Source organism: Herbaspirillum sp. VT-16-41 (genome assembly GCF_001994935.1).
Taxonomy (GTDB): domain Bacteria; phylum Pseudomonadota; class Gammaproteobacteria; order Burkholderiales; family Burkholderiaceae_D; genus Herbaspirillum; species Herbaspirillum frisingense.
Genome location: NZ_MUXB01000131.1, coordinates 372,497 through 385,224, shown reverse-complemented (window position 1 = coordinate 385,224; position 12,728 = coordinate 372,497). Strand labels below are relative to the sequence as shown.

Genomic DNA, 12,728 nt, shown 5'->3' with positions numbered 1-12,728 from the left:
GTTCGCTAGTGGCGGCTTACAGCAGCGACTTGCGCAGGTCACCCAGCACCTCGGCCAGGTAGGCCGAGAAGCGCGCGCCCATGGCACCGTCGATGACGCGGTGGTCATAGGACAGCGAGGTCGGCAGCATCAGGCGCGGGGCGAACTGCTTGCCGTCCCATACCGGCTTGATGATGGACTTGGACAGGCCCAGGATCGCCACTTCCGGCGCATTGATGATGGGCGTGAAGGCGGTGCCGCCAATGCCACCCAGCGAAGAGATGGTGAAGGTCGCGCCTTGCATGTCGGCCGGCTTCAACTTGCCGTCACGGGCTTGCGCGGACAGTTCGCCCATTTCGATGGCGATCTGGCCGATGCTCTTCTGGTCGGCATTCTTGATGACCGGAACCACCAGGCCGTTCGGGGTATCGGCGGCGAAACCGATGTTGTAGAACTTCTTGAGGATCAGGTTCTCGCCCTTGGCATCCAGGGAGGAATTGAAGGCCGGGAATTTCTTCAGTGCCGAGACGCTGGCCTTGATCACGAAGGCCAGCATGGTCAGCTTGACCGGCGACTTGGACTTGGCGAAGGCATCGTTGGAGGTCTTGCGGAATTCTTCCAGCTCGGTGACGTCGGCTTCGTCGAACTGCGTCACGTGCGGGATCATCACCCAGTTGCGATGCAGGTTGGGGCCGCTGATCTTCTTGATGCGCGACAGGGCCAGCAGTTCGGTCTCGCCGAACTTGCTGAAGTCCAGCGACGGCCACGGCAACAGGTTCATGCCGGCACCGCTGCCATTGGTGGCAGGGGCGGCGGCGACCGAGGTCGAACCGGCCATGATGCCCTTGACAAAGTTCTGCACGTCGATCTGCAGGATGCGGCCCTTGGGGCCGGTAGCCGGCACGCGCGACAGGTCCACGCCCAGTTCGCGGGCGAATTTGCGCACGGACGGCGAGGCGTGGGCCTTGCCGCCGGTGCTGGTGGCCGAAGCGGTGGCGATGGCCGGCGCAGCAGCAGCCGGCGCAGCAGCAGCCGGGGCCGACGCTGCGGGCGCGGCAGGAGCAGCAGCGGCGGCAGCCGGGGCAGGTGCAGCAGCGGGGGCAGCCGGGGCAGGTGCAGCAGCGGGGGCGGCGGCAGGTGCGCCACCGACGGCTTCGATGGTGGCGATGATGCTGCCCTTGGCGACCTTGTCACCCAGCTTGACCTTCAGTTCCTTGATCACGCCGGCGTGGCTGGAGGGAATCTCCATGCTGGCCTTGTCGGATTCCACGGTCAGCAGGGACTGCTCGGCCTTGACGGTATCGCCGACCTTGACCATGACTTCGATGACTTCCACTTCCTTGAAGTCGCCGATATCGGGGACTTCGATCTCGACCGTACCACCGGCGGCAGCAGCCGCAGGAGCTGCAGCGGCTGGCGCGGGTGCGGGGGCAGAGGCCTGGGCGGCAGCCGGCGCAGCGGCGGCGGCTTGCGGGGCGGCGGCTTGCGGTGCTGCCGCAGCGCCCTCGCCTTCGACGATCAGCAGCAACGAACCTTCGGCGACCTTGTCGCCGACCTTGACCTTGATTTCCTTGACCACGCCAGCCTGGGTGGAGGGGATTTCCATGCTGGCCTTGTCGGATTCGACGGTGATCAGGGACTGATCGACCTTGATGGTATCGCCGACCTTGACCATCACCTCAATGACTTCGACTTCCTTGAAATCGCCGATGTCCGGGACTTTTACTTCGACTTGACTCATCTGATGCGCTCCGTTGTTCTGTTCCCTGGCCCAGGGCCGGGAGGGATATTCGCAGTAGGGAAGGTGCTGCCGCAAAGCCATTGCATCTTAAGCGATCTGGCTGCGGCCCTTCCCGTTTTTGTGGCAGTGCCGGACACGACACATCCCCGCGATCAGCAGGCTGAGGCGGGGATGGTCGGTCGGGCAGTCCTTACACGGTCACCGGGTTGGGCTTGTTGGGATCGATGCCGTACTTGGCGATGGCCTGGGCCACCACTTCGGGCTTGATCTTGCCTTCATCGGCCAGCGACTTCAGGGCAGCCACGGTGACGAAGTGGCGGTTCACCTCGAAGAACTCGCGCAGCTTGGCGCGGGTATCCGAGCGGCCGTAGCCGTCGGTGCCCAGCACCTTGTAGGAGCGGCCCTTGGGCACGAAGGCGCGGACCTGCTCGGCGTAGGTGCGCATGTAGTCGGTGGAGACCACGATCGGACCTTCGGTACCTTCCAGCGATTGCTCGAAGTAGCTCTTCTTGGCGGTGTCGGCCGGGTGCAGCATGTTCCAGCGTTCCACGTCCTGGCCTTCGCGGGCCAAGAGGGTGAAGGAAGGTGCGGACCAGACGTCGGCGTCGACCTTCCAGTCGTCGCGCAGCAGTTCGGCGGCGGCGATGACTTCGCGCAGGATGGTGCCGGAGCCCAGCAGTTGCACGCGCAGCTTGTTTTCCTTGCCGCCTTCGTTCAACAGGTACAGGCCCTTCAAGATGCCCTCTTCCTGGCCTGCCTTGATACCCGGGTGGGCGTAGTTCTCGTTCATCACGGTGATGTAGTAGAACACGTCTTCCTGGTTGGCCACCATGCGGCGCAGGCCGTCATGGATGATCACGGCGACTTCGTGGGCGAAGGTCGGGTCGTAGGGGATGCAGTTCGGGATGGCCGAAGCGAACACGTGGCTGTGGCCGTCTTCGTGCTGCAGACCTTCACCGTTCAAGGTGGTACGACCGGCGGTGCCGCCGATCAGGAAGCCACGGGCGCGCATGTCACCGGCTGCCCATGCCAGGTCGCCGATACGCTGCAGACCGAACATGGAGTAGTAGGTGTAGAACGGGATCATCACGCGGTTGTTGGTCGAGTACGAGGTCGCCGCAGCGATCCACGAGCTCATGCCACCGGCTTCGTTGATGCCTTCCTGCAGGATCTGGCCGGCCTTGTCTTCGCGGTAGTACATCACCTGGTCCTTGTCGACCGGTTCGTACAGCTGACCGACCTGACTGAAGATGCCGATCTGGCGGAACAGGCCTTCCATACCGAAGGTACGGGACTCGTCGACCATGATGGGCACCACGCGCGGGCCCAGGTTGGGGTCGCGCAGCAGCGCGGTCAGCACGCGGGAGTAGGCAGCGGTGGTGGAGATTTCACGACCTTCGGCGGTCGGCTCCAGCATGGCCTGGAAGGCCGACAGTTCCGGCACCGGCAGCTTTTCGTCAGCGTGCGGGCGACGTTGCGGCAGGTAGCCGCCCAGGGCCTTGCGGCGCTCGTGCAGGTACTGCATTTCCGGGGTGTCGTCGGCCGGCTTGAAGAACGGGATGCTGGGCAGCTCGGCGTCCGAGATCGGCAGCTGGAAGCGGTCGCGCATGGCGCGGATGGCTTCGTCGTCCAACTTCTTGGTGTTGTGCGCGGTGTTGCGCGCTTCGCCGGCCTTGCCGAAGCCATAGCCCTTGATGGACTTGGCCAGGATCACGGTGGGCTGGTCCTTGGAGTCCTGCGCGACCTTGAAGGCGGCGTAGATCTTGTGCGGGTCGTGACCGCCACGGGTCAGGCGCCAGATATCGTCGTCCGACATCTTGGAGACCATTTCCAGCAGCTTGGGATGCTTGCCGAAGAAGTGCTTGCGCACGAAGGCGCCGTCCTTGGCCTTGTAGTTCTGGTACTCGCCGTCGACGGTTTCCATCATCACCTTCTGCAGGATGCCGTCCTTGTCCTTGGCCAGCAGCTCGTCCCAGCCGCTGCCCCAGATGACCTTGACCACGTTCCAGCCGGCGCCACGGAAGTCGGACTCCAGTTCCTGGATGATCTTGCCGTTGCCGCGCACCGGGCCGTCCAGGCGCTGCAGGTTGCAGTTGACCACGATGACCAGGTTGTTCAGTTTTTCACGACCGGCCATGCCGATGGCGCCCATCGATTCCGGTTCGTCCATCTCGCCGTCGCCGCAGAAGGCCCAGACCTTGCGGTTGTCGGTCTTGGCGATGCCGCGGGCGTGCAGGTACTTCAGGAAGCGGGCCTGATAGATCGCCATCAAGGGGCCCAGGCCCATGGAGACGGTCGGGAACTGCCAGAATTCCGGCATCAGCTTGGGGTGCGGGTAGGACGACAGGCCATGACCATCGGCTTCGCGGCGGAAGTGGATCAGCTGGTCTTCGGACAGGCGACCTTCCAGGAAGGCGCGTGCATAGATGCCGGGCGAGGAGTGACCCTGGATGTAGAGCAGGTCGCCGCCGTGATCTTCAGTCGGAGCGTGCCAGAAGTGATTGAAACCGATGCCCAGCATGTTGGCCAGCGAGGCGAAGGAAGACAGGTGACCACCCAGGTCGCCGTCCACGCGGTTGGCCTTGACCACCATGGCCATGGCGTTCCAGCGCATCCACGAGCGCAGGCGCTCTTCGTATTCCAGGTTGCCAGGGCAGTGCTCGCCCTGGTCGGCCGGAATGGTGTTGACGTAGGCGGTATTGCTGGAGAAGGGAATATGGGCACCACGACGGCGGGCCAGATCGACCATGCGTTCCATCAGGTAGTGGGCGCGATCCGGGCCTTCCTTTTCGATCACTGCTTCGAGGGCGTCGAGCCACTCCTGGGTTTCCATCACATCGGGATCGTTGGCGGCCTGCGCCAGAACTTGATCGATTTGGGCTGACATGTCATGTCTCCTGGTTGTTGAGAGATCCGTCCGGTCGGATAGACCTGGCGGGTCGGTCGGTTCATTCGGTACGCTGCCGCCGGCAAGTGATGCAGGAAGACCATTCCGTTGCCTGTGCTACAACCCTTCCCGGCCCGTGGGGCAAGGCTTTGGAGGCGGAACAGGCTTAAATGTACGGTCTTCCAGCCGTGTGGACGACGAATTTTATCAGGGAATTTTCGATTTTCAAATTACGATAATCGATTTCATAATGCGAAAATATGCTGCAAAGCGGCATGAACAGGCGCTTTGCGGGCCTCGTATTTTTACTGTATCGCCTTGGGAGAGGGGTTTTCTTGCCCTGTTTGCAATGCGGCAAAGTGGCCTGAACTACCTGAAAAATCAGGGTTGGCCGTGTTGACGTGAAGCAAATGGATTCACCTGCTGAGCTTGCCAGCGGTAATCACATTCCGCCACGACCAGCCCGATCGCCGGCCGTAGCGGAATTACGCTACAGAACTTGCTCTATATAAATGAAGCGATGTTCAGATCGCGATATTGCCCAGTGTGCTGGCGCGATAGGCGGCGACGAAGGTATCGAAGTCGCCGATCTGGGTACGCTCAATGTCGCGCTGCGCATCCAGCGAGGCCTGGGCGATGGCCACGAAGTCAGCCGTCTTGGCGGCCGACAGCGGCCGGGCGCGCAGCTGCTCGGCCTGGCGGCGGCTGTTGGCCAGGGTGAAGCCGGGGAAGGAGTTGCCGGCGGCGCGGATTTCACGCAGCACATGGGCCGACGGGGTGGCGTCGGGATCGGCCAGCTTGCCGCGCTGCACGGCCAGGCTGTCGCGATGCTGGCTGCCGCCCAGTTGGCGATCCAGCAGTTCGGCTACCGGTGCCATGCGGTCCAGCAGTTGCTCGCCCCAGTCCTTGAGCAGGATGGATTCGCCCTTGAACTGCAGGTGCAGGCCGGGACGACGGCCTTCCTTGACGGTGGCGAGGAAGTTGGCGCGGTTTTCCACGCCCTCCTCGTCCGAAGTCAGGCAGCTCGATTCCAGCGCCAGGAAATGCAGGAACACGTCCAGGAAGCGCGCTGCCTCCAGGCCGATGCCCAGCGGGTTGAAGGGATCGATGTCCATGCAGCGCACTTCCACATACTGCACACCACGCGCCGACAAGGCCTGCACCGGGCGTTCGCCGCTGTTGATGACGCGCTTGGGGCGGATCGAAGAGTAGAACTCGTTTTCGATCTGCAGGATGTTGGTATTGATCTGCACCCACTCGCCATCGCGCTTGGTGCCGATGGCTTCATAGGGCGGATACGGTTCGCTGACCGCATGCGAGAGGCTACGGATGTAGGCCGGCAGGTTGTTGTAGTGCGGCGTGATGTTGGCCTGGGCGTGGTTCTGGTAACCCAGGTCGCTCATGCGCAGGCTGGTGCCGTAGGGCAGGAAGAGCGTGTCCTCGGACAGCGTCTCCAGCTGGTGCGCACGACCGCGCAGGAAGTTGGTGGCCACCGCCGGCGAGGCACCGAACAGATACATCAGCAGCCAGCTGTAGCGACGGAAGTTGCGGATCAGGGCGATATAGCGCTCGGACTGGTAATCCCGACGCGACAGCGTGGGGTCGACGGTGTCGTCCTCGTCGCGCAGCACTTCCCACAGGTCTTCACTCACCGAGAAATTGTAGTGAATACCGGCGATGCATTGCATGGTGCGGCCATAGCGCAGCGCCAGGCCGCGCCGGTAGACATGCTTCAACATGCCGATGTGGGAACTGCCATACCAGCCGATGGGAATCTCGTCTTCCGGCGGCAGCACGCAGGGCATGGAGGCATTCCACAGCAGTTCACCCTCCAGCTTGGTATAGGCGAAGCGATGGATTTCATCCAGGCGCTGCAGCGCATCGGCGATGTCGGGCATGGCCGGGGTGATGAACTCCAGCAGCGATTCCGAATAGTCGGTGGTGATCAGATCATTGGTGAGGGCCGAACCCAGCGCCGGCGGATGCGGCGTGCGGGCCAGATTGCCCTGCTCGTCCACCCGCAGCGTCTCCCGCTCCACACCGCGCAAGCCCTGACTCAGCAACGCAAGATGTTGCGGCTGGGAAAGCTGTTGCAGGCGGCGGGTGAGGAGATCGGTCATGCGCAAATCCTTGTAACTAAAGGGGAACTGTGAGGCTGCTGCGGTGAGGCTGCTGCGTTTGGTTGCGGGAGCATAACCGAAATTGAACATTCCCGTCGTACGCTGCCCCAAAAGCGATTGTCGCCCAAAACCATCTGTTTTTATTTCAAAACAAACAACATGTGACCAGCAGCGCGCATGTCACTCCGTCCCCGGCCTGGCTTTATAATCACGGGTTCCGGCGCACCGCGCCCCAGTCGCCCCGGCTCGCCCGGGAGCTTTCTTCCTAGCCCTGCCTTTTTTGCCTTCATTGCCATGTCTGCCCAACTGATCGACGGAAACCTGCTCTCCCAACAACTGCGCGCCGACGTCGCCAAGCGCGCCGCCGCCCTCACCGCCCAAGGCAAGCAACCCGGCCTGGCCGTGATCCTGGTGGGCGACAGCCCGGCTTCCCAGGTCTACGTGCGCAACAAGGTCAAGGCCTGCCAGGACAATGGTCTTCACTCCGTGCTGGAAAAATATGAAGCCACGATGACGGAAGCCGAACTCCTGGCCCGCATCGACGCCCTCAACCAGGACCCCAAGATCAACGGCATCCTGGTGCAACTGCCACTGCCGGCCCACATCGATTCGCACAAGGTGATCGAAGCCATCGCGCCGGAAAAGGACGTGGACGGTTTCCACGTCAGCAATGCCGGCCTCCTGATGACGGGCCAGCCGCTGTTCCGCCCCTGCACCCCTTATGGCGTGATGAAGATGCTGGAATCCATCGACTACCCGGTCCGCGGCGCCAATGCCGTGGTGGTGGGCGCCTCCAACATCGTCGGCAAGCCGCAGGCCATGTTGCTCTTGCAAGCCGGCGCCACCGTCACTATCTGTAATTCCAAGACCCGTGACCTCGGCCACCACACCCGCCAGGCCGACATCCTGGTGGTCGCCACCGGCAAGCGCAACATCGTCACCGCCGACATGGTCAAGCCCGGCGCCGTCGTCATCGACGTCGGCATGAACCGCGATGACAACGGCAAGCTGTGCGGCGACGTCGATTTCGCCAATGCCCGCGAAGTTGCCGGCTGGATCACCCCGGTGCCGGGTGGCGTGGGTCCGATGACCATCACCATGTTGCTGGTCAACACCATCGAAGCTGCAGAACGTACCTAAAACCGCATCACCTCCCGAGGGCGCCACGCCGGCGGGAGGCTTCAGAGAAACGAGAATCCATGACCACCACCGACATCGCCGCCAATCCCCTGCTCGACTTCTCGGGCTACGCCCAGTTCGACGCCATCGCCGCCGAGCACGTCACCCCGGCCCTGGACAAGCTGCTGGCCGATGCCAGCCGCCTGGTCACCGAACTGGAAGCGCCGATGGCGGAAGTCACCTGGGACAATTTCGTCGAACCGCTGGAGTCCGCCACCGAAAAACTGGGCCGCGCCTGGAGCGTGGTGGGCCACCTGAACTCGGTCATGGACACCCCCGCCCTGCGCGCCACCTACAACGAGAACCAGCCGCGCCTGGTGGAATTCTGGACCTCGCTGGGCCAGAACCTGGCGCTGTTCGAGAAGTACAAGGCGCTGCAGGCCAGCCCGGCCTTCGCCTCCCTGTCGGCCGCACGCCGCAAGGTGGTGGACAATGCGGTGCGCGATTTCCGCCTGTCCGGCGCCGAACTGCCGGAAGAGAAGAAGGAACGCTTCGCCGAGATCCAGGAAAAGCAGGCCATGCTGACCACCCGTTTCTCGGAAAACGTGCTGGACGCCACCAATGACTTCGGCCTCTTCGTCGAGGACGAAGCCGAACTCTCCGGCCTGCCGGCCGACGTCAAGCAGGCGGCCCGCGCCGCCGCCGAGAAGGATGGCAAGCCCGGCTACAAGTTCACGCTGCACTTCCCGTCCTATTTCCCGGTGCTGCAATACGCCGACAACCGCGCCCTGCGCGAGAAGATCTACCGCGCCAACGCCACCAAGGCCTCCGAGCTGGGCGCCAAGCCGGAATGGGACAACAGCGGCAACATCGACCAGATCCTGCAGCTGCGCAAGGAAGAAGCGCAATTGCTGGGTTACGCCAACTTCGCCGAGGTGTCGCTGGTGGCCAAGATGGCCAAGTCGCCCTCGGAAGTGATCGCCTTCCTGGAAGACCTGGGCCAGCGCGCCCGCCCCTTCGGCCAGAAGGATTACGAAGAACTGAAGACCTTCGCCCGCGAAAAACTGGGCCTGGAAGAGCTGAAGGCGTGGGACAGCACCTATGCCTCGGAAAAGCTGCGCGAACAGCGCTACGCCTTCTCGGAGCAGGAAGTGAAGCAATACTTCCCCGAGCCCAAGGTGGTGGGCGGCCTGTTCCAGGTTGCACAGCAACTGTTCGGCGTGCAGATCAAGCCCGATACGGCCCCGGTCTGGCACAAGGACGTGAAGTTCTTCCGCATCGAACGCGACGGCCAGCTGGTCGGCCAGTTCTACCTCGACCTGTATGCCCGCTCCGGCAAGCGTGGCGGCGCCTGGATGGATGACGCCCGCGCCCGCCGCCTCACCGCGCAAGGCGTGCAGACCCCGATCGCCTACCTGGTCTGCAACTTCACCGAACCGGCGGTCGTCGATGGCGTGACCAAGCCGGCCCTGTTCACCCATGATGAAGTGATCACCCTGTTCCACGAGTTCGGCCATGGCCTGCATCACATGCTCACGCAAGTCGATGAAGTGGGTGTGTCCGGCATCTCCGGCGTGGAATGGGACGCGGTGGAACTGCCCTCGCAGTTCATGGAAAACTTCTGCTGGGAATGGGACGTGCTGCAGCAGCTGACATCCCACGCCGAGACCGGCGAACCGCTGCCCCGTGCGCTGTACGACAAGATGATCGCCGCCAAGAACTTCCAGTCCGGCCTGCAGATGCTGCGCCAGGTGGAGTTCTCGCTGTTCGACATGCTGATCCACCATGAATATGAAGTCGGTGGCAGCCAGACTGTGCAGCAACTGCTCGACAGCGTGCGCGACCGCATCGCCGTGATCCGCCCGCCCGAGTTCAACCGCTTCCAGCATTCGTTCTCGCACATCTTTGCGGGCGGCTATGCGGCCGGTTACTACAGCTACAAGTGGGCCGAGGTGCTTTCTGCCGACGCCTACAGCGCCTTTGAAGAAGCCGCGGTGACCGGCGGCAACGTGATCTCGCTGGAAACCGGACGTCGCTTCCAGCAGGAAATCCTGGCCGTCGGTGGCTCCCGTCCGGCCATCGAGTCCTTCAAGGCCTTCCGTGGCCGCGAGCCCAGCATCGATGCCTTGCTGCGGCATAGTGGCATGGCGGCCTGAGTCGCTGACGAACGGCTTCGCAAGACGGCCAGCACGGCCCGCCCCGATGGCGGGCCGTTTTTCTTTGGCCTGGCCGCCGCCGCGGATGGCATGCTGCAGCGCGAGCCACTATACTGGCGGGATGACCCGAATCGATTTCCATAGCAACGTCCCGCAAAAGATCGCCTACGTCTGCCGACTGGTGCGCAAGGCGCGTGCGTCCGGCGCCATGCTGGTGCTGCGCAGTCCCGACCGCGCCGAACTGCAACAACTGGACCAGGCGCTCTGGAGCTTTTCCGAGCAGGATTTCCTGCCGCACGTGATGGCCGGCGATCCGCTGGCAGCACAGACGCCCATCATCCTCACCGGCGACGACGCCGCCGAATTGCCGCATCACCAGATACTGATCAACCTCGGCACCGATACGCCGGCCCATTTCGCCCGTTTCGAACGCTTGCTGGAAATCATTTCCGCCGACGACGCCGACAAGGCCGCCGGCCGCGACCGCTATCGTTTCTACAAGGAACGCGGCTATCCGTTGTCGCACCATGTGGCGGCCTGAGCCCCACGCTCCAGACATGAACCACGACGACAACAGCATCCCCCTCCTGACCGAGGTCATCCCGCTGGCGCCGGCTGCCCCGGCCGCGCTGGATTACGCCGCGCCGATGCAACCGGGCGCCTTTCACACCCAACCTGCGGCCACCCACTATCAGGCGCCCGCGGCTGCAACGCCCATGATGTCGCCCATGGCCCCGCCGCCCGCGGTCACGCCGGCCGCCGAGCAGTACCGCCAGTGGGAACAGGAAATCCGCGAGAACGTCCTGCAAAGCCTGCTGGAGCGCGTCGATACCGTGCTGCACCAGCATCTGCAGGACCAGATGGCGCTGGCGCTGGACCATCTTTCCGATATCGTGATGCAGCGCGTCAGAGAAGGCCTGCGCGACGCCCTGGCAGAAACGGTGGAGCGCGCCGTAGCCGAAGAGATGGCGCGCTTCTCGTCTTCAAAAAAGTAAATCCTGATGGATTTTTCTTTTCATTTTGAATAAACCATCTGCATTCGGCTTTTGATTCACAAAAATTCTGCCCAGTATTGATTACATCGGCAATCACGCTTTTCTTACAATGCTTGCATTGTTCGCATCGTCCAATGGCGGTGTGAAGTCCGAAAAACACCAGCAAGTTCATGCAAAACCGGGAGAGTGGGATGAAAGTGATCGTATTGGGCGCAGGCATTATCGGAACCGCTTCCGCCTGGTTCCTGAAGAAGCAGGGCTACGACGTCACCGTCATCGAACGCCAGCCCGGCGCGGCGCAGGAAACCAGCTTTGCCAACGGTTGCCAGATTTCGGTGTCGCACGCCGAACCCTGGGCCAACCCGGCCGCGCCGATGAAGGTGCTCAAGTGGCTGGGCAAGGAAGACGCCCCCCTGCTCTATCGCTTCCGCCCCGAATGGCTGCAATGGAAATGGGCCGTGGCCTTCCTGCGCGAATGCACCGCCGCCCGTACCGACGAGAACATCCGCAACATCGTGGCCCTGTGCGAGTACAGCCGCCAGACCCTGCAGGCGGTGCGCGCCGAGACCGGTATCCAGTACGATCACCTGACCCGTGGCATCCTTCACTTCTACACTGAAGAAAAGGAATTCCAGGACTCCCTGCCGGCCGCCAAGCTGATGCGCGACCTGGGCTGCCCGCGCGAGTCCATCGGGGCCGACGAAGTGATCCGCATCGAGCCGGCACTGGCCTCGATCCGCAACAAGATCGTCGGCGGCGACTTCACCGCTACCGATGAATCGGGCGACGTCTTCAAGCTCACCACGGGCCTTGCCAAGAAGAGCGAGGAAGCCGGCGTCGAGTTCCGCTATTCCACCACCATCACCCGCCTGATCACCGAAGGGGCCGGCGCCGCCGCCCGCGTGACCGGCGTGGAGATCATCAACCCGGATGGCCGCCATGAAGTCCTGACGGCGGATACATTCGTGGTCGCCATGGGCAGCTTCTCGCAGCAACTGGTCAAGCCGCTGGGCATCGACCTGCTGCTCTACCCAGGCAAGGGCTATTCGGCCACCTACAAGGTCATCAACCCGGATGCTGCGCCCAGCGTCTCGCTCACCGACGACGGCTACAAGCTGGTGGTTTCGCGTCTGGGCGACCGCCTGCGCGTGGCCGGTACCTGCGAACTCAACGGCTATGGCCGCGAGCTCAACACTACCCGCTGCGAGGCCATCACCCGCCGCACCCGTGAGCTGTTCCCCGATGGCTGCGACTACGAGAACCCGACCTACTGGACCGGCCTGCGTCCGCTGACCCCGTCCAACGTGCCTTACGTGGGCAAGACCAGGTTCGCCAACCTGTACCTGAACACCGGTCACGGCACCCTGGGCTGGACCATGGGTTGCGGCTCCGGCCGCGCCATCGCCGAGATCATCGCCGGGCGCGTGCCGGAGATCGATTTCGCCTTCACCGGCCTGCCGCGCTGGAACCGCGCACGCCAGGTGGTAACCCAGGCCGCCTGATCACAAAGCTTCAGCTTCCCGCAAAAGGACCGGAATTTCCGGTCCTTTTTTCATGCGCGTTTGATCTGGCGCATCGCCACCCCGGCATGAAGGAACATTCATATATAGCCGCGTGGGGCGCTTACAAATATGAACTTCCCCTTGGTGTAGAATCCCCGCTTGCTCTGCGTCGCTGCGGCTTGGCCGCAGTTTGTGCAGCCTCTGGGATTTCAGCTCATCAGCACGCATC

The 12,728-nt window shown here is 63.0% G+C and carries 8 protein-coding genes; 5 read left to right on the top strand and 3 right to left on the bottom strand.

Annotated elements, in window-relative coordinates; translation table 11 throughout:
* Positions 1–16: 16 nt before the first annotated feature.
* The 3 genes from aceF to gshA all read right to left on the bottom strand — a co-directional run bounded on the left by aceF (position 17) and on the right by gshA (position 6,727).
* Positions 17–1,720, bottom strand: a complete 1,704-nt coding sequence (gene aceF / locus BTM36_RS21440) for a dihydrolipoyllysine-residue acetyltransferase (protein WP_077237851.1) — start codon at positions 1,718–1,720, stop codon at positions 17–19.
* A 190-nt stretch (positions 1,721–1,910) separates the two neighbouring features.
* A complete protein-coding gene (gene aceE, locus BTM36_RS21435) occupies positions 1,911–4,607 on the bottom strand; it encodes a pyruvate dehydrogenase (acetyl-transferring), homodimeric type (protein ID WP_006465305.1) in 2,697 nt (898 codons plus the stop codon).
* 524 nt (positions 4,608–5,131) lie between these two features.
* Entirely contained in the window at positions 5,132–6,727 is a 1,596-nt protein-coding gene (gene gshA, locus BTM36_RS21430; protein ID WP_077237850.1) for a glutamate--cysteine ligase, read from the bottom strand.
* Between the two features lie 294 nt (positions 6,728–7,021).
* On the opposite strand from gshA, the gene folD reads away from it, so the two are divergent.
* The 5 genes from folD to BTM36_RS21405 all read left to right on the top strand — a co-directional run bounded on the left by folD (position 7,022) and on the right by BTM36_RS21405 (position 12,499).
* Positions 7,022–7,867 (top strand): bifunctional methylenetetrahydrofolate dehydrogenase/methenyltetrahydrofolate cyclohydrolase FolD, encoded by an 846-nt coding sequence (gene folD, locus BTM36_RS21425; RefSeq protein ID WP_077237849.1) that lies wholly within the window; start codon positions 7,022–7,024, stop codon positions 7,865–7,867.
* A gap of 59 nt (positions 7,868–7,926) precedes the next feature.
* Positions 7,927–10,002 (top strand): M3 family metallopeptidase, encoded by a 2,076-nt coding sequence (locus tag BTM36_RS21420; RefSeq protein WP_077237848.1) that lies wholly within the window; start codon positions 7,927–7,929, stop codon positions 10,000–10,002.
* A 121-nt stretch (positions 10,003–10,123) separates the two neighbouring features.
* Positions 10,124–10,543, top strand: a complete 420-nt coding sequence (locus tag BTM36_RS21415) for a DNA polymerase III subunit chi (RefSeq protein ID WP_006465309.1) — start codon at positions 10,124–10,126, stop codon at positions 10,541–10,543.
* Between the two features lie 16 nt (positions 10,544–10,559).
* Positions 10,560–10,997: a hypothetical protein gene (locus tag BTM36_RS21410; protein ID WP_077237847.1), complete on the top strand. Its 438-nt coding sequence runs from the start codon at positions 10,560–10,562 to the stop codon at positions 10,995–10,997.
* A 191-nt stretch (positions 10,998–11,188) separates the two neighbouring features.
* A complete protein-coding gene (locus BTM36_RS21405; protein ID WP_077237846.1) occupies positions 11,189–12,499 on the top strand; it encodes a D-amino acid dehydrogenase in 1,311 nt (436 codons plus the stop codon).
* Positions 12,500–12,728: the final 229 nt, after the last annotated feature.

Bases quoted from the DNA above. Each gene is read 5' to 3' on its own strand.
- folD (WP_077237849.1), top strand. From the start codon at position 7,022: ATGTCTGCCCAACTGATCGACGGAAACCTGCTCTCCCAACAACTGCGC.
- aceE (WP_006465305.1), bottom strand. From the start codon at position 4,607: ATGTCAGCCCAAATCGATCAAGTTCTGGCGCAGGCCGCCAACGATCCC.
- gshA (WP_077237850.1), bottom strand. From the start codon at position 6,727: ATGACCGATCTCCTCACCCGCCGCCTGCAACAGCTTTCCCAGCCGCAA.
- BTM36_RS21410 (WP_077237847.1), top strand. From the start codon at position 10,560: ATGAACCACGACGACAACAGCATCCCCCTCCTGACCGAGGTCATCCCG.
- aceF (WP_077237851.1), bottom strand. From the start codon at position 1,720: ATGAGTCAAGTCGAAGTAAAAGTCCCGGACATCGGCGATTTCAAGGAA.
- BTM36_RS21420 (WP_077237848.1), top strand. From the start codon at position 7,927: ATGACCACCACCGACATCGCCGCCAATCCCCTGCTCGACTTCTCGGGC.
- BTM36_RS21415 (WP_006465309.1), top strand. From the start codon at position 10,124: ATGACCCGAATCGATTTCCATAGCAACGTCCCGCAAAAGATCGCCTAC.
- BTM36_RS21405 (WP_077237846.1), top strand. From the start codon at position 11,189: ATGAAAGTGATCGTATTGGGCGCAGGCATTATCGGAACCGCTTCCGCC.